General features: G+C 67.5%; 12 protein-coding genes and 1 tRNA gene. 11 read left to right on the forward strand and 2 right to left on the reverse strand.

Features of this window, described 5'->3' with window-relative positions; genetic code table 11:
• Positions 1-4: 4 nt before the first annotated feature.
• Positions 5-1,060 (forward strand): UDP-N-acetylmuramate dehydrogenase, encoded by a 1,056-nt coding sequence (locus tag BLV72_RS19795; protein ID WP_093463836.1) that lies wholly within the window; start codon positions 5-7, stop codon positions 1,058-1,060.
• A 6-nt stretch (positions 1,061-1,066) separates the two neighbouring features.
• On the opposite strand, the gene BLV72_RS19800 is transcribed toward BLV72_RS19795, so the two are convergent.
• Both BLV72_RS19800 and BLV72_RS19805 read right to left on the reverse strand, forming a co-directional pair.
• On the reverse strand, positions 1,067-2,098 hold the full coding sequence (locus tag BLV72_RS19800) for an adenosine deaminase (protein ID WP_093463838.1): 1,032 nt from the start codon (positions 2,096-2,098) through the stop codon (positions 1,067-1,069).
• A gap of 132 nt (positions 2,099-2,230) precedes the next feature.
• Positions 2,231-3,472 carry an aminotransferase class I/II-fold pyridoxal phosphate-dependent enzyme gene (locus BLV72_RS19805; protein WP_093463839.1) on the reverse strand — a complete coding sequence of 414 codons (1,242 nt, stop codon included), beginning with the start codon at positions 3,470-3,472 and terminating at the stop codon, positions 2,231-2,233.
• A gap of 177 nt (positions 3,473-3,649) precedes the next feature.
• On the opposite strand from BLV72_RS19805, the gene BLV72_RS19810 reads away from it, so the two are divergent.
• From BLV72_RS19810 to BLV72_RS19860, 10 genes are all read left to right on the forward strand, one after another.
• Positions 3,650-3,722 (forward strand) — tRNA-Trp (locus tag BLV72_RS19810).
• A gap of 107 nt (positions 3,723-3,829) precedes the next feature.
• Complete coding sequence (secE, locus tag BLV72_RS19815; protein WP_093463841.1) at positions 3,830-4,123, forward strand: preprotein translocase subunit SecE; 294 nt, start codon at positions 3,830-3,832, stop codon at positions 4,121-4,123.
• A gap of 83 nt (positions 4,124-4,206) precedes the next feature.
• Positions 4,207-5,055: a transcription termination/antitermination protein NusG gene (gene nusG, locus BLV72_RS19820; protein ID WP_093463842.1), complete on the forward strand. Its 849-nt coding sequence runs from the start codon at positions 4,207-4,209 to the stop codon at positions 5,053-5,055.
• A gap of 165 nt (positions 5,056-5,220) precedes the next feature.
• Positions 5,221-5,655, forward strand: a complete 435-nt coding sequence (gene rplK / locus BLV72_RS19825) for a 50S ribosomal protein L11 (protein WP_044571693.1) — start codon at positions 5,221-5,223, stop codon at positions 5,653-5,655.
• Positions 5,656-5,749: 94 nt separating this feature from the next.
• The gene (gene rplA, locus BLV72_RS19830) at positions 5,750-6,469 is read left to right on the forward strand and encodes a 50S ribosomal protein L1 (protein WP_059148984.1); all 720 of its coding nucleotides are present in this window, start codon (positions 5,750-5,752) and stop codon (positions 6,467-6,469) included.
• A gap of 149 nt (positions 6,470-6,618) precedes the next feature.
• Positions 6,619-7,506 carry an SCO4651 family lipoprotein gene (locus BLV72_RS19835; RefSeq protein ID WP_463314597.1) on the forward strand — a complete coding sequence of 296 codons (888 nt, stop codon included), beginning with the start codon at positions 6,619-6,621 and terminating at the stop codon, positions 7,504-7,506.
• Positions 7,507-7,780: 274 nt separating this feature from the next.
• Positions 7,781-8,341, forward strand: coding sequence for a 50S ribosomal protein L10 (rplJ, locus tag BLV72_RS19840; RefSeq protein WP_093463844.1), 561 nt, complete (start codon positions 7,781-7,783; stop codon positions 8,339-8,341).
• A gap of 84 nt (positions 8,342-8,425) precedes the next feature.
• Positions 8,426-8,815, forward strand: coding sequence for a 50S ribosomal protein L7/L12 (rplL, locus tag BLV72_RS19845; RefSeq protein ID WP_037952872.1), 390 nt, complete (start codon positions 8,426-8,428; stop codon positions 8,813-8,815).
• Positions 8,816-9,403: 588 nt separating this feature from the next.
• Complete coding sequence (gene rpoB, locus BLV72_RS19855) at positions 9,404-12,886, forward strand: DNA-directed RNA polymerase subunit beta (protein ID WP_059148981.1); 3,483 nt, start codon at positions 9,404-9,406, stop codon at positions 12,884-12,886.
• A gap of 98 nt (positions 12,887-12,984) precedes the next feature.
• Positions 12,985-16,899 (forward strand): DNA-directed RNA polymerase subunit beta', encoded by a 3,915-nt coding sequence (locus BLV72_RS19860; protein ID WP_093463845.1) that lies wholly within the window; start codon positions 12,985-12,987, stop codon positions 16,897-16,899.
• Positions 16,900-17,027 lie beyond the last annotated feature (128 nt).

Raw genomic sequence — 17,027 nt, forward strand, 5'->3', positions numbered from 1 at the left:
GCGCGTGCAGGAACTCCACGACGCCCCTCTCGCGCCCCTCACCACCTTCCGCCTCGGCGGACCGGCCAACCGGCTGATCACGGCCACGACCGACGACGAGGTCATCGCCGCGGTCCGGGCGGCCGATGCGGCCGGGACCCCGCTGCTGGTGATCGGCGGCGGCAGCAATCTGGTCATCGCCGACAAGGGCTTCGACGGCACCGCCCTGCAGATCGCGACCAGCGGCTTCACGCTCGACGGCACCCGCCTGGAGCTCGCCGCGGGCGAGAACTGGTCGGACGCCGTGGCCCGTACGGTCCGGGCGGGGCTCGCGGGCATCGAATGCCTCGCCGGAATCCCCGGCTCCGCGGGAGCCACGCCGATACAGAACGTCGGCGCCTACGGCCAGGAGGTCTCCGCCACGATCACCGAGGTGATCGCCTACGACCGCCGCGCCGACGAGGTCGTCACGATCCCCAACGCCGACTGCGCCTTCTCCTACCGCCACAGCCGCTTCAAGGCCGACCCCGACCGCCATGTGGTGCTCCGGGTCCGCTTCGAGCTGGAGGACGCGGGCGGCCTCTCCGCGCCCGTCCGGTACGCCGAGACCGCGCGGGTGCTCGGCGTCGAGGTGGGGGACCGGGTGCCGGCCGCCGTCGTCCGCGAAACCGTCCTGGGACTGCGCGCGGGCAAAGGCATGGTGCTCGACCCCGAGGACCACGACACCTGGTCCGCGGGGTCGTTCTTCACCAACCCGGTGCTTGACCAGGACGCCTACGCCGCCTTCCTGGCCCGCGTCGCCGACCGCCTGGGCCCGGCCACCGCGGCGCCCGCCTTCCCGGCGGGCGACGGCCTGATCAAGACCTCCGCGGCCTGGCTGATCGACAAGGCGGGCTTCACCAAGGGCTACGGCACCGGCCCGGCCCGGATCTCCACCAAGCACACGCTCGCCCTCACCAACCGGGGCGAGGCCACGACCGAGGATCTGCTGGCGCTGGCCCGCGAGGTGGTAGCGGGGGTCGAGGGGGCGTTCGGGATCCGGCTGGTCAACGAGCCGGTGACGGTGGGCGTGACTCTCTGAGCCCGACTACTCACGTGAGTAGTCTGGGCCCGCCAGCCAGTCGTCGATCCCCGTCAGCATCCGCTGCCGGACCTCCTCCGGCGCGGCCGACCCGCGCACCGACTGACGTGCCAGCTCGGCCAGCTCGGCGTCCGTGAAGCCGTGGTGCTCGCGCACCAGCTCGTACTGCGCCGCCAGCCGTGAGCCGAAGAGCAGCGGGTCGTCCGCCCCCAGCGCCATCGGCACCCCCGCGTCGTACAGCGTCCGCAGCGGGACGTCCTCCGGCTTCTCGTAGACGCCGAGCGCCACGTTCGACGACGGACACACCTCGCAGGTCACCTGGCGCTCGGCGAGCTTGGCGAGCAGCCGTGGATCCTCCGCCGCGCGCACCCCGTGGCCGACCCGGGCCGCGCCGAGGTCGTCCAGGCAGTCCCGCACGCTGCTTGCGCCCGACAGCTCGCCGCCGTGCGGCGCCGCGAGCAGCCCGCCCTCCCGGGCGATGGCGAAGGCCCGGTCGAAGTCGCGGGCGAATCCGCGCCGCTCGTCGTTGGAGAGGCCGAAGCCGACCACGCCGCGGTCCGCGTAGCGCACCGCGAGCCGGGCCAGGGTGCGCGCCTCCAGCGGATGCTTCATGCGGTTGGCGGCGACCAGCACCCTGATCCCGAGACCGGTGTCCGCGGAGGCGCTCTCGACCGCGTCCAGGATGACCTCCATCGCCGGGATCAGCCCGCCCAGGCGCGGGGCGTACGAGGTGGGGTCGACCTGGATCTCCAGCCACTGGGCCCCGTCCCGCACGTCCTCCTGGGCCGCCTCGCGCACCAGCCGCCGGATGTCGTCGGCGTCCCGCAGGCAGGATCGTGCGATGTCGTACAGCCGCTGGAAGCGGAACCAGCCGCGCTCATCGGTGGCCCGCAACTTCGGCGGCTCACCGCCGCTCAGTGCCTCGGGCAGGTGGACGCCGTACTTGTCGGCGAGTTCCAGGAGGGTCGCGGGGCGCATGGAGCCGGTGAAGTGAAGATGCAGATGCGCTTTGGGGAGCAGGTGTACATCGCGTGCCATCTGCAGATACTGCCCGACGACCGGACCCGCCGGTACCGCTTTCCCCGAACGGGGAGGTGCGCACATGAGGAAGGGCCGGATCCGCTCCCGCGGATTCCGGCCCGTTCCCTACGTGCGTGCGACCCGTGCGCCTTACGCGCTCGCCTCGCCCAGCAGCTTCTGCAGCCGGGAGACGCCCTCGACGAGGTCCTCGTCGCCCAGCGCGTACGACAGCCGCAGATAGCCCGGGGTGCCGAAGGCCTCACCCGGCACCACCGCGACCTCGGCCTCCTCCAGGATCAGCTCCGCCAGCTCGACGCTGGTCCGCGGCCGCTTGCCGCGGATCTCCCTGCCGAGCAGCCCCTTGACCGAGGGGTAGGCGTAGAAGGCGCCCTCCGGCTCCGGGCACTCGACGCCGTCGATCTCGTTCAGCATCCGCACGATGGTGCGGCGGCGGCGGTCGAACGCCTCGCGCATCGTGGCCACGGCGGCCAGGTCGCCCGAGACGGCGGTCAGCGCGGCGACCTGAGCGACATTGCTCACATTCGAGGTGGCGTGCGACTGCAGGTTGGTCGCGGCCTTGATGACGTCCTTGGGGCCGATGACCCAACCCACCCGCCAGCCGGTCATCGCGTACGTCTTCGCGACACCGTTGACCACGATGCACTTGTCGCGCAGCTCGGGCACCACGACCGGCAGCGAGTGGAACTCCGCGTCGCCGTAGACCAGGTGCTCGTAGATCTCGTCGGTCAGCACCCACAGCCCGTGCTCGGCGGCCCAGCGGCCGATCTCCTCGATCTGCTCACGGCTGTAAACCGCACCGGTGGGGTTCGAGGGGGAGACGAAGAGCAGCACCTTGGTGTGCTCGGTGCGGGCCGCCTCCAGCTGCTCGACGGAGACGCGGTAGCCGGTCGTCTCGTCGGCGACGACATCCACCGGGACACCGCCGGCCAGCCGGATCGACTCCGGGTAGGTGGTCCAGTAGGGCGCGGGGACGATGACCTCGTCGCCCGGGTCCAGGATCGCGGCGAACGCCTCGTAGATCGCCTGCTTGCCGCCGTTGGTCACCAGGACCTGGGCCGCCTCGACCTCGTACCCGCTGTCGCGCAGCGTCTTCGCGGCGATCGCGGCCTTGAGCTCGGGGAGCCCGCCGGCCGGCGTGTAGCGGTGGTACTTCGGGTCGCGGCAGGCCGCCGCCGCGGCGTCGACGACGTAGTCGGGCGTGGGGAAGTCGGGCTCACCGGCGCCGAAGCCGATCACCGGACGGCCGGCGGCCTTGAGGGCCTTGGCCTTGGCGTCGACGGCGAGGGTCGCGGACTCGGAGATCGAGCCGATCCGGGCCGATACCCGCCGGTCGGTCGGGGACTGTACGGGGGAGTAGCAGCGGTCATAGATGCATCGTCGCAGACGGGCGAAATGGGTGGCACATGGGTTTGCGGAGACTTCGCGCGCTTCTCGTTCGACGCCCGGCCGTCAAGCACGTACACTCAACCGTCGTTGGCCGATCAACAGCCGCATCCGACCGCACACTCCGTGCAGCCGGATGTATGCGGTAGGTTGGTGGTGCCGCGAAGGGTCGTAGCTCAATTGGTAGAGCACTGGTCTCCAAAACCAGCGGTTGGGGGTTCAAGTCCCTCCGGCCCTGCTACACGCACTTTGATCAGGGTGCGTGCATGCGTACGCAAGGACAAGCACCGCTGTGCGGCCGGGCCGGACGCGGCACGGCCACGACCCGGATTCAGGTGAGGACGAGTGACGGAAGCCCTTGGCTCCACCGCGACGCCTGAGAGCGGTCGTCCCGACGAGGACGAGGTGGCGACCAAGCGGGGTCGCCGTGGTGGCAAGCGCGCGAAGAAGGGGCCCTTCGGCCGCCTCGCGCTCTTCTACCGCCAGATCATCGCTGAGCTGCGGAAGGTCGTCTGGCCCACCCGCAGTCAGCTGTCGACGTACACCAGTGTGGTGATCGTTTTCGTCGTCATCATGATCGGCATCGTGACCGTGATTGACTATGGGTTCAATAACGCCATCAAGTACGTCTTTGGCTGAGACCCACGCGAAAGGCGGCCGCCGTCCCGGCGTCGCCTCTTTCGCACGTTCCACCCCTTTGAAGCCAGGAAGAAGCAGCCACAGTGTCTGACCCGAACCTGAACGACGCCGCCGAGCCCGTCGAGTCCCGTGAGGACGAGCTCGACATCGTTGAGGCGGCGGACTCCGACCAGGCTGAAGCAGCCGACGCCGCGGCGGGCGTGCCCGCCGAGGAGGACGCGCTGCGTGTCGAGGGCGAGGACGCCCCCGCGGCCGAGCCGGACGGGCTGGACGAGGCAGAAGACGCGGCCGAGGCAGAGGCCGAGACCGAGGTCGTCGACCCGGTCGAGGCGCTCCGCCAGGAGCTGCGCGGACTGCCCGGTGAGTGGTACGTGATCCACACCTACGCGGGCTACGAGAAGCGCGTGAAGGCCAACCTGGAGCAGCGTGCCGTCTCGCTGAACGTCGAGGACTTCATCTATCAGGCCGAGGTCCCCGAGGAAGAGATCGTCCAGATCAAGAACGGCGAGCGCAAGAACGTCCGGCAGAACAAGCTGCCCGGCTATGTGCTCGTCCGCATGGACCTGACCAACGAGTCGTGGGGTGTCGTCCGCAACACGCCGGGTGTCACCGGCTTCGTGGGCAACGCCTACGACCCGTACCCGCTGACCTTGGACGAGATCGTCAAGATGCTCGCTCCCGAGGCCGAGGAGAAGGCCGCCAAGGCCGCCGCCGAGGAGAGCGGCATGCCGGCGCCGAGCCGCAAGGTCGAGGTCCAGGTGCTGGACTTCGAGGTCGGCGACTCGGTCACGGTCACCGACGGCCCGTTCGCGACCCTGCAGGCGACGATCAACGAGATCAACGCCGACTCGAAGAAGGTCAAGGGCCTGGTGGAGATCTTCGGCCGGGAGACCCCGGTCGAGCTGAGCTTCGACCAGATCCAGAAGAACTGAGTCTCCTCAACGGAACTTCCGAACAGGTCAGACGGGCTTTCGCGGCCGGTCTGACCTGCTCGGTTTTAAGGCGCACACCTATACCCGTTATCGTTGTGCGGTATGCCTCCATCCGGATGATCCGGTTCGGAGGCGAACCACCTCTCACTAGGACCCGGAGAGAGCATGCCTCCCAAGAAGAAGAAGGTCACGGGGCTGATCAAGCTCCAGATCCAGGCCGGCGCCGCGAACCCGGCCCCGCCGGTCGGCCCCGCACTGGGCCAGCACGGCGTCAACATCATGGAGTTCTGCAAGGCCTACAACGCCGCGACCGAGTCGCAGCGCGGCATGGTCGTGCCGGTGGAGATCACGGTCTACGAGGACCGCTCCTTCACCTTCGTGACCAAGACCCCGCCGGCCGCCAAGCTGATCCTCAAGGCCGCGGGCGTGGAGAAGGGCTCCGGTGAGCCTCACAAGACCAAGGTCGCCAAGATCAGCCGCGACCAGGTGCGTGAGATCGCCACCACCAAGATGCCCGACCTGAACGCCAACGACCTGGACGCCGCCGAGAAGATCATCGCCGGCACCGCCCGCTCCATGGGCATCACGGTCGAGGGCTGACACCTCCACGGCGAGGGCCCACAGCCCCCGCAGCCACGTGTGGCAGGGCCAAGCGCTGGCCCGGACCACGAACTCCACACCATCAGGAGCAACAGTGAGCAAGCGCAGCAAGACTCTCCGCGCTGCGGACGCCAAGATCGACCGGGAGCGCAACTACGCCCCGCTCGAGGCCGTCCGTCTCGCGAAGGACACCTCCGCGACCAAGTTCGACGCGACCGTCGAGGTCGCCATGCGCCTGGGCGTCGACCCGCGCAAGGCCGACCAGATGGTCCGCGGCACCGTGAACCTGCCGCACGGCACCGGTAAGACCGCCCGGGTCCTGGTCTTCGCGACCGGTGACCGTGCTGCGGCCGCGGAGGCCGCCGGCGCCGACATCGTCGGCTCCGACGAGCTCATCGACGAGGTGTCCAAGGGGCGTCTGGACTTCGACGCCGTCGTCGCCACCCCGGACCTCATGGGCAAGGTCGGCCGCCTCGGCCGGGTGCTCGGTCCGCGTGGTCTGATGCCGAACCCGAAGACCGGAACCGTCACCCCGGACGTGGCCAAGGCCGTCACGGACATCAAGGGCGGCAAGATCGAGTTCCGCGTCGACAAGCACTCCAACCTGCACTTCATCATCGGCAAGCTCTCGTTCGACGAGACCAAGCTGGTGGAGAACTACGCCGCGGCGCTCGAGGAGATCAACCGTCTCAAGCCGTCCGCCGCGAAGGGCCGCTACATCAAGAAGGCGACCCTGACCACCACGATGGGCCCCGGCATTCCGCTGGACGCCAACCGCACCCGCAACCTGCTGGTCGAGGAAGAGGCCGTCTGAGGCCGCCTTTGACCCAGCGCACCACGGTGTGCAACCGCCGGGCCCCCGCACCGCGTCGAAGGTGCGGGGGCCCGGCGTCTTCCGTTGTCGGCCCCCTCCGCTAAAGTCACTCTGCAGACGTAAAAGAGACATAAAAATAAGGGGGAGCCGTGCGCGGTACTCATGTCGGTGCGCGTTGGGCTATAGCCGCTGGAAGCGTCGTTCTCATGGTCGGCCTCACCGCGTGCGGGAGCGAGAAGTCCGACGACGACAAGGCCGGTGAGAAGACGGGCGACAAGTCCGGCCAGTCCGCGATGAGCCCGCTGGCGGCGCTCAAGCTGGCCTCGCAGCGGACGGACCAGAAGAACTCGGCCAAGGTCGAGGGCACCACCAAGATGGGCGAGCAGAACTCGCAGATGTCCGGCTCCATGGACTGGGCCAACGGCATCCGGGCCAACATGTCCATCACCCAGAGCGGCGGTGCCATCGCCTCCTCCCCGATCGAGGGCAAGGCGATGGACGCGCGCTACACCCCGGACGCGATGTTCCTGAACATGGGCGACGAGTTCGCCGCGCAGGCCGGCAGCGGTAAGCACTGGGTGAAGTACGACTACGACGTGCTGGCCCAGAAGGCGGGCCCCTCGGGCGCCTTCCTGAAGGACCAGATGCAGAACAACAACCCGTCGCGCTCGGTGGAGCTGCTGCTCGCCACCGGCAAGGTCAAGAGCGTGGGCTCGGAGAACGTGAAGGGCGTCAAGGCCACGCACTACACCGGCACGGTCAAGGTCTCCGAGATCGCCAAGATGCAGTCCAAGGAGCTCAGCCAGTCGGATCTGGACGCCCTGCAGAAGCAGCTGGAGACCTCGGGCATGGACACCGAGACCATCGACCTGTGGGTCGACGACCAGAACCTGCTGGTCAAGAAGCGTGAGCAGGCCCAGAGCAACAACGGGTCCTACGACTCCACCGTCTACTACTCGGACTACGGCACCGCCGTCACCGTCGAGGAGCCGACGTCCTCGGACACCGTGGACTTCCAGGACATGCTCCAGCAGTAGAGCCGATTTGCCTGGCCGCGGCCCGTTCGCGTAATCTCCTACAGAAGCCAAAGACCGCTGGTTGTCGCTGTGCCCCCGTAAGGGGTTCGGTGGCTGAAGGATCCGCTAGCTGCGGGCGACCTGCGTAGGTGTATGTGGTTGAACTCCCGAACGGGCCGCGAGCCCTGCCGGTCGAGTTACGCCCCGAGCGCCTGCGCCGGGGCGTTTTCGCATTGTCCAGTCTCCTTCCTTCAGGCCGAAGCGGTCCTCATCACCCGGAAGGAGGCCGAGGCTCATGGCGAGTCCTGACAAGGTCGCAGCCGTTGACGAGATGCGGGAGAAGTTCCGCAACTCCAACGCGGCTGTCGTCACCGCGTACACCGGTCTCACCGTTGCGCAGCTCAAGGAGCTGCGCCGTTCGCTCGGTGAGAACGTTCAGTACCGTGTGGTGAAGAACACGCTGACCAAGATCGCGGCCAACGAGGCCGGGATCAACCAGCTCGACGACCTGTTCGCGGGTTCGTCGGCCGTCGCCTTCGTGACCGGTGACCCGGTCGAGGCGGCGAAGGGTCTCCGTGACTTCGCCAAGGAGAACCCCGCTCTCGTCATCAAGGGCGGTGTCCTTGATGGCAAGGCGCTGTCCGCCGACGAGATCAAGAAGCTCGCGGACCTCGAGTCCCGTGAGGTGCTGCTCGCCAAGCTGGCGGGTGCGATGAAGGCCAAGCAGTCCCAGGCTGCCGCGCTCTTCCAGGCCCCGCTGTCCAAGTTCATCCGGACCGCCGAGGCGCTCCGGCAGAAGCAGGCCGAGCAGGGCGGTGCCGAATCCCCGGCTCCCGCCGAGGCCGAGTCCGAGTAATCAGGCTCCGGTCGCAGCGGGCCGGGAAGCCCGCCGACATGTACATCCGGCACCACCTGCCGAATTAGTGGAAGGACCGCCATCATGGCGAAGCTCAGCCAGGACGACCTGCTCGCGCAGTTCGAGGAGATGACCCTCATCGAGCTCTCCGAGTTCGTGAAGGCCTTCGAGGAGAAGTTCGACGTCACCGCCGCCGCCCCGGCCGCCGTCGTGGCCGCCGCCCCGGGCGCCCCGGGTGCCGCTGCCCCGGCCGAGGAGGAGAAGGACGAGTTCGACGTCATCCTCACCGGCGCCGGCGACAAGAAGATCCAGGTCATTAAGGTCGTGCGTGAGCTGACCTCCCTGGGTCTGAAGGAGGCCAAGGACCTCGTCGACGGCACCCCGAAGCCGGTCCTCGAGAAGGTCAACAAGGAGCAGGCCGACAAGGCCGCCGAGTCCCTCAAGGGCGCCGGCGCCTCCGTCGAGGTCAAGTGACCTCTCGGCCCGCCGCCACACGCCCGTAGGACGTCCGGCGGCGCGGCCCGGTTCCAGCCAAGGGCGATCACCCGTTCGGGTGGTCGCCCTTCGGCGTTCCCGTCACGGCTACATTGTCTTACGGGGTTGTGGAGGTAGGGTGATCTTCGTTGCCTGTCGCCACGCCCTGTGACGATCTCGCCGGAGTGGGGGGCCTTGACGAACGGCACGCGGCGCGCAATTCTCAGGACGCGACGCCACATCGATCCAAAAGTCCGAGGCATGGATCGTCGGCGAAGCGGGCAGTATCGATATGCGCATCGAGCGCGCGGGCTGCCGACAGGGCGGATGAAGACAACGAGGGGCGCGCCCCTCACCGGAGGGAGAGATTGGCACTGCCGGTCTCAGAAACTCGGCGCTGGACATCAGTGTGCCAAGTGGCTACACTGACCCTTTGCGCTGCCTGTTAGCTGCTCCCTGCCCGTCACCAGGGGCATACCTACCTTCGAGCACTACTGATGGAAACACCCTGACCAGGGATTTCATCCATGGGCTCTCGGTAGGACCGGTACGCGCGTAGTGAGTCCGAGCCCTCGGAAGGACCCCCTCTTGGCCGCCTCGCGCAACGCCTCGACTGCCAATACGAACAATGGCGCCAGCACCGCCCCGCTGCGCATCTCCTTTGCGAAGATCAGGGAGCCTCTCGAGGTTCCGAACCTCCTCGCGCTGCAGACCGAGAGCTTCGATTGGCTGCTCGGCAATGCCGCCTGGAAGGCTCGCGTCGAGGCTGCGCTGGACAGCGGTCAGGACGTCCCCACCAAGTCCGGTCTGGAAGAGATCTTCGAGGAGATCTCCCCGATCGAGGACTTCTCCGGGTCGATGTCCCTGACTTTCCGTGATCACCGTTTCGAGCCGCCGAAGAACTCGATCGACGAGTGCAAGGAGCGTGACTTCACCTACGCCGCTCCGCTCTTCGTCACGGCCGAGTTCACCAACAACGAGACCGGCGAGATCAAGTCCCAGACGGTCTTCATGGGCGACTTCCCGCTCATGACCGACAAGGGCACCTTCTGCATCAACGGCACCGAGCGTGTCGTCGTCTCGCAGCTGGTCCGCTCGCCGGGTGTCTACTTCGACTCCTCCATCGACAAGACGTCCGACAAGGACATCTTCTCCGTCAAGGTCATCCCATCCCGGGGTGCCTGGCTGGAGATGGAGATCGACAAGCGCGACATGGTCGGTGTGCGCATCGACCGCAAGCGCAAGCAGTCCGTCACCGTTCTCCTGAAGGCTCTCGGCTGGACGACCGAGCAGATCCTGGAGGAGTTCGGCGAGTACGAGTCGATGCGCGCCACCCTGGAGAAGGACCACACCCAGGGCCAGGACGACGCGCTGCTCGACATCTACCGCAAGCTGCGTCCGGGCGAGCCCCCCACGCGTGAGGCCGCGCAGACGCTGCTCGAGAACCTCTACTTCAACCCCAAGCGCTACGACCTCGCGAAGGTCGGCCGCTACAAGGTCAACAAGAAGCTGGGTTCGGCCGCTCCGCTGGACGCGGGCGTCCTGACGGTCGAGGACGTCATCGCCTCGATCAAGTACCTGGTGAAGCTGCACGCCGGTGAGACCGAGACCGTCGGGGACAACGGCCAGTCCGTGGTCGTCGAGACCGACGACATCGACCACTTCGGCAACCGCCGTATCCGTAACGTCGGCGAGCTGATCCAGAACCAGGTCCGCACGGGTCTGGCCCGTATGGAGCGCGTCGTGCGCGAGCGCATGACGACTCAGGACGTCGAGGCGATCACGCCGCAGACCCTGATCAACATCCGGCCGGTCGTCGCCTCCATCAAGGAGTTCTTCGGCACCAGCCAGCTGTCGCAGTTCATGGACCAGACGAACCCGCTGTCGGGTCTGACCCACAAGCGCCGTCTGAACGCGCTCGGCCCCGGTGGTCTCTCGCGTGAGCGGGCGGGCTTCGAGGTCCGTGACGTGCACCCGTCGCACTACGGCCGCATGTGCCCGATCGAGACGCCCGAAGGCCCGAACATCGGTCTGATCGGCTCGCTCGCCTCGTACGGCCGGGTCAACGCGTTCGGTTTCATCGAGACCCCGTACCGCAAGGTCGTCGACGGTGTCGTCACCGACGACGTCGACTACCTGACCGCCGATGAAGAGGACCGCTTCGTCATCGCGCAGGCCAACGCCCCGCTCGCGGACGACCTGCGCTTCGCCGAGAACCGCGTCCTGGTCCGCCGCCGTGGCGGCGAGGTCGACTACATCCCCGGCGACGACGTCGACTACATGGACGTCTCGCCGCGCCAGATGGTGTCGGTCGCGACCGCGATGATCCCCTTCCTCGAGCACGACGACGCCAACCGCGCGCTCATGGGCTCGAACATGATGCGTCAGGCCGTGCCGCTGATCAAGGCGGAGTCCCCGCTGGTCGGCACCGGTATGGAGTACCGCTGTGCGGTCGACGCCGGCGACGTCATCAAGGCCGAGAAGGACGGTGTCGTCCAGGAGGTCTCCGCCGACTATGTGACGGTGGCCAACGACGACGGCACCTACACCACCTACCGGGTGGCCAAGTTCTCCCGCTCCAACCAGGGCACCTCCTTCAACCAGAAGGTCGTCGTGGACGAGGGTGCGCGGGTCATCGCCGGCCAGGTGCTGGCCGACGGCCCGTCCACCGAGGACGGCGAGATGGCGCTCGGCAAGAACCTCCTGGTGGCGTTCATGCCGTGGGAGGGCCACAACTATGAGGACGCGATCATCCTCAGCCAGCGTCTGGTGCAGGACGACGTCCTCTCCTCGATCCACATCGAGGAGCACGAGGTCGACGCCCGTGACACCAAGCTCGGCCCCGAGGAGATCACCCGGGACATCCCGAACGTCTCCGAGGAGGTCCTCGCCGACCTCGACGAGCGCGGCATCATCCGGATCGGTGCCGAGGTCGTCGCCGGCGACATCCTGGTCGGCAAGGTCACCCCGAAGGGTGAGACCGAGCTGACCCCGGAGGAGCGGCTGCTGCGCGCCATCTTCGGTGAGAAGGCCCGTGAGGTCCGTGACACCTCGCTGAAGGTGCCGCACGGTGAGATCGGCAAGGTCATCGGCGTCCGCGTCTTCGACCGCGAAGAGGGCGACGAGCTGCCGCCGGGCGTGAACCAGCTGGTCCGCGTCTACGTGGCGCAGAAGCGCAAGATCACCGATGGTGACAAGCTCGCCGGCCGTCACGGCAACAAGGGCGTCATCTCCAAGATCCTGCCGGTCGAGGACATGCCGTTCCTGGAGGACGGCACCCCGGTCGACATCATCCTCAACCCGCTGGGTGTCCCGTCCCGAATGAACCCGGGACAGGTCCTGGAGATCCACCTCGGCTGGCTGGCCTCCCGCGGCTGGAAGGTCGAGGGCTCCGAGGACTGGATGCAGCGGCTCCAGGCCATCGGCGCCGACGAGGTCGAGCCCGGCACCAACGTCGCGACCCCGGTCTTCGACGGCGCCCGCGAGGACGAGATCGCCGGTCTCTTCGACTCGACGATCCCGAACCGCGACGGCGACCGCCTGGTCCAGTCGTCCGGCAAGGCCCGGCTCTTCGACGGCCGCTCCGGCGAGCCGTTCCCGGAGCCGATCTCGGTCGGCTACATGTACATCCTCAAGCTGCACCACCTGGTGGACGACAAGCTGCACGCCCGGTCCACCGGTCCGTACTCGATGATCACCCAGCAGCCGCTGGGTGGTAAGGCTCAGTTCGGTGGCCAGCGCTTCGGCGAAATGGAGGTGTGGGCGCTGGAGGCTTATGGCGCCGCGTACGCCCTCCAGGAGCTGCTGACCATCAAGTCCGACGACGTGACCGGCCGCGTGAAGGTCTACGAGGCCATCGTCAAGGGCGAGAACATTCCCGAGCCCGGCATCCCCGAGTCCTTCAAGGTGCTCATCAAGGAGATGCAGTCCCTGTGCCTCAACGTGGAGGTGCTGTCGTCCGACGGCATGTCCATCGAGATGCGCGACACCGACGAGGACGTCTTCCGCGCTGCGGAGGAGCTCGGTATCGACCTGTCCCGGCGCGAGCCGAGCAGCGTCGAAGAGGTCTGACGGGTCTGGCCGGGGCGGTACGTACGCTCAGCCCCGGCCTCTCCCCGGACCCCCAGTCAGACCCGAAGACACGACCCTGAAAGAGGGATTGACGACAAGTGCTCGACGTCAACTTCTTCGACGAGCTGCGGATCGGCCTCGCCACTGCTGACGACATCCGTCAGTGGTCCCACGGTGAGGTCAAGAAGCCGGAGACCATCAACTACCGCACCCTCAAGCCCGAAAAGGACGGACTCTTCTGCGAGAAGATCTTCGGTCCGACCCGGGACTGGGAGTGCTACTGCGGCAAGTACAAGCGCGTCCGCTTCAAGGGCATCATCTGTGAGCGCTGTGGCGTCGAGGTCACCCGCGCCAAGGTGCGCCGTGAGCGGATGGGCCACATTGAGCTGGCCGCTCCCGTCACCCACATCTGGTACTTCAAGGGCGTGCCCAGCCGTCTGGGCTACCTGCTCGACCTCGCCCCGAAGGACCTCGAGAAGGTCATCTACTTCGCCGCCTACATGATCACGTGGGTGGACGAGGAGCGCCGCACGCGCGATCTGCCCTCGCTGGAGGCCCATGTCTCCGTCGAGCGCCAGCAGATCGAGCAGCGCCGCGACGCCGACCTGGAGGCCCGTGCCAAGAAGCTCGAGGCGGACCTCGCCGAGCTCGAGGCCGAGGGCGCCAAGGCCGATGTGCGCCGTAAGGTGCGCGAGGGCGCCGAGCGTGAGATGAAGCAGCTGCGCGACCGCGCCCAGCGCGAGATCGACCGTCTCGACGAGGTGTGGAACCGCTTCAAGAACCTCAAGGTCCAGGACCTGGAGGGCGACGAGCTGCTCTACCGCGAGCTGCGTGACCGCTTCGGCACGTACTTCATGGGCGGCATGGGCGCCGCGGCGCTGCAGAAGCGCCTGGAGTCCTTCGACCTCGACGAGGAGGCCGAGAAGCTCCGCGAGATCATCCGGACCGGCAAGGGCCAGAAGAAGACCCGTGCGCTCAAGCGCCTCAAGGTCGTCTCCGCCTTCCTGCAGACCCGCAACAGCCCCAACGGCATGGTGCTGGACTGCATCCCGGTGATCCCGCCGGACCTGCGTCCGATGGTGCAGCTGGACGGTGGCCGCTTCGCGACCTCCGACCTGAACGACCTGTACCGCCGTGTGATCAACCGGAACAACCGCCTCAAGCGTCTCCTTGACCTCGGTGCCCCCGAGATCATCGTGAACAACGAGAAGCGGATGCTGCAGGAGGCCGTCGACGCGCTGTTCGACAACGGCCGCCGCGGTCGCCCGGTGACCGGTCCCGGTAACCGTCCGCTGAAGTCCCTCAGCGACATGCTGAAGGGTAAGCAGGGCCGGTTCCGTCAGAACCTGCTCGGTAAGCGTGTCGACTACTCGGCCCGTTCGGTCATCGTCGTCGGCCCGCAGCTCAAGCTGCACCAGTGCGGTCTGCCCAAGGCCATGGCGCTGGAGCTCTTCAAGCCGTTCGTGATGAAGCGCCTGGTGGACCTGAACCACGCGCAGAACATCAAGTCGGCCAAGCGCATGGTCGAGCGCGGCCGCACGGTCGTGTACGACGTGCTCGAAGAGGTCATCGCCGAGCACCCGGTGCTGCTGAACCGTGCGCCGACCCTGCACCGTCTCGGTATCCAGGCCTTCGAGCCGCAGCTGGTCGAGGGCAAGGCCATTCAGATTCACCCGCTCGTCTGCACCGCGTTCAACGCGGACTTCGACGGTGACCAGATGGCCGTGCACCTGCCGCTGTCCGCGGAGGCGCAGGCCGAGGCCCGCATCCTGATGCTGTCCTCGAACAACATCCTCAAGCCGGCCGACGGCCGGCCGGTGACCATGCCGACCCAGGACATGGTGCTGGGCCTGTTCTTCCTCACCACCGACGAGGAGGAGCGCGAGGTCAAGGGCGAGGGCCGGGCCTTCGGTTCGGCCGCCGAGGCGACCATGGCGTTCGACGCCCGGGAGCTCTCGCTCCAGGCGAAGATCGACATCCGCTTCCCGATCGGCACCGTCCCGCCCCGCGGCTGGACCCCGCCGGTTCCGGAGGCAGGGGACGACGGCGTCGGGGGAGGGGCCTGGCAGCCCGGTGACAGCTTCCGGCTGCGCACCACGCTGGGCCGCGCGCTCTTCAACGAGCTGCTGCCCGAGGACTACCCGTTCGTCGACTACTCGGTGGGCAAGAAGCAGCTCTCCGAGATCGTCAACGACCTCGCCGAGCGTTACCCCAAGGTCATCGTCGCGGCGACGCTGGACAACCTGAAGGCGGCCGGTTTCCACTGGGCCACCCGCTCCGGTGTCACCGTCGCCATCTCCGACGTGGTCGTGCCCGAGGCCAAGAAGGGCATCATCGAGGGGTACGAGGCGCAGGACGAGAAGGTCCAGAAGCAGTACGAGCGTGGTCTGATCACCAAGGACGAGCGCACCCAGGAACTGATCGCGATCTGGACCAAGGCGACCAACGAGGTCGCCGAGGCGATGAACGCGAACTTCCCGAAGACCAACCCGATCTTCATGATGGTCGACTCGGGCGCGCGCGGAAACATGATGCAGATGCGTCAGATCGCCGGTATGCGTGGTCTGGTGTCCAACGCGAAGAACGAGACCATCCCGCGGCCCATCAAGGCGTCGTTCCGTGAGGGTCTCTCCGTGCTGGAGTACTTCATCTCCACCCACGGTGCCCGTAAGGGTCTCGCCGACACCGCCCTGCGTACCGCCGACTCGGGTTACCTGACCCGACGTCTGGTGGACGTCTCCCAGGACGTGATCATCCGCGAGGAGGACTGCGGCACCGACCGTGGCCTCAAGCTCGAGATCGCGTCCAAGGGTGCGGACGGCGTGCTGCGCAAGGCGGAGGACGTCGAGACCAGCGTGTACGCGCGCTGCCTCGCCGAGGACATCGTCGTCGAGGGGAAGGTTCTGGCCCCGGCCGGCACCGACCTGGGCGATGTGCTCATCGACGAGCTGGTCCGCCACGGCGTGGAGACGGTCAAGACCCGTTCGGTGCTCACCTGCGAGTCCGCCGTCGGCACCTGCGCCATGTGCTACGGCCGCTCGCTGGCGACCGGCAAGCTGGTGGACATCGGCGAGGCGGTCGGCATCATCGCCGCCCAGTCCATCGGTGAGCCCGGCACCCAGCTGACGATGCGTACCTTCCACACCGGTGGTGTGGCCGGTGACGACATCACCCAGGGTCTGCCGCGTGTCGTCGAGCTCTTCGAGGCCCGTACGCCCAAGGGTGTCGCCCCGATTTCGGAGGCGGCCGGCCGCGTCCGCATCGAGGAGACCGAGAAGACCAAGAAGCTCGTCGTCACCCCGGACGACGGCTCCGACGAGACCGCCTTCGGCGTCTCCAAGCGAGCCCGTCTCCTGGTGGGCGAGGGCGACCGCGTCGACGTCGGCCAGCCGCTGACCGTGGGTGCCGTCAACCCGCACGACGTGCTGCGCATCCTCGGCCAGCGCGCCGTCCAGGTGCACCTGGTGGGCGAGGTCCAGAAGGTCTACAACTCGCAGGGTGTGTCGATCCACGACAAGCACATCGAGATCATCATCCGGCAGATGCTGCGCCGGGTGACGATCATCGAGTCCGGCGACGCGGAGCTGCTGCCGGGCGAGCTCGTGGAGCGCTCGCGCTTCGAGTCGGAGAACCGTCGTGTGGTCCAGGAAGGCGGCCACCCGGCCTCCGGCCGTCCGCAGCTGATGGGTATCACCAAGGCCTCGCTGGCGACCGAGTCCTGGCTGTCGGCGGCGTCCTTCCAGGAGACGACCCGGGTGCTCACCGACGCGGCGATCAACGCCAAGTCGGACTCCCTGATCGGCCTCAAGGAGAACGTGATCATCGGTAAGCTCATCCCGGCCGGTACGGGTCTGTCCCGCTACCGCAACATCCGGGTCGAGCCGACCGAGGAGGCGAAGGCCGCGATGTACTCGGCCGTCGGTTACGACGACATCGACTACTCGCCCTTCGGCACGGGCTCCGGCCAGGCGGTTCCGCTGGAGGACTACGACTACGGTCCGTACAACCAGTAAGACCCGATCCGTTCGCAGGGCGGTCACCCCCATGGTGGGGTGGCCGCCCCGCGGCGTTTTCGGACGGCTCGGCCGGGGTGAAAGTCGAGTACCCCATTTCCGGCGTGTCGGGGCCCTCTGCATTTGTT

The organism is Streptomyces melanosporofaciens, from assembly GCF_900105695.1.
Lineage (GTDB): Bacteria > Actinomycetota > Actinomycetes > Streptomycetales > Streptomycetaceae > Streptomyces > Streptomyces antimycoticus.

Bases quoted from the DNA above. Each gene is read 5' to 3' on its own strand.
- rplK (WP_044571693.1), top strand. From the start codon at position 5,221: ATGCCTCCCAAGAAGAAGAAGGTCACGGGGCTGATCAAGCTCCAGATC.
- BLV72_RS19800 (WP_093463838.1), bottom strand. From the start codon at position 2,098: ATGGCACGCGATGTACACCTGCTCCCCAAAGCGCATCTGCATCTTCAC.
- rplL (WP_037952872.1), top strand. From the start codon at position 8,426: ATGGCGAAGCTCAGCCAGGACGACCTGCTCGCGCAGTTCGAGGAGATG.
- rplJ (WP_093463844.1), top strand. From the start codon at position 7,781: ATGGCGAGTCCTGACAAGGTCGCAGCCGTTGACGAGATGCGGGAGAAG.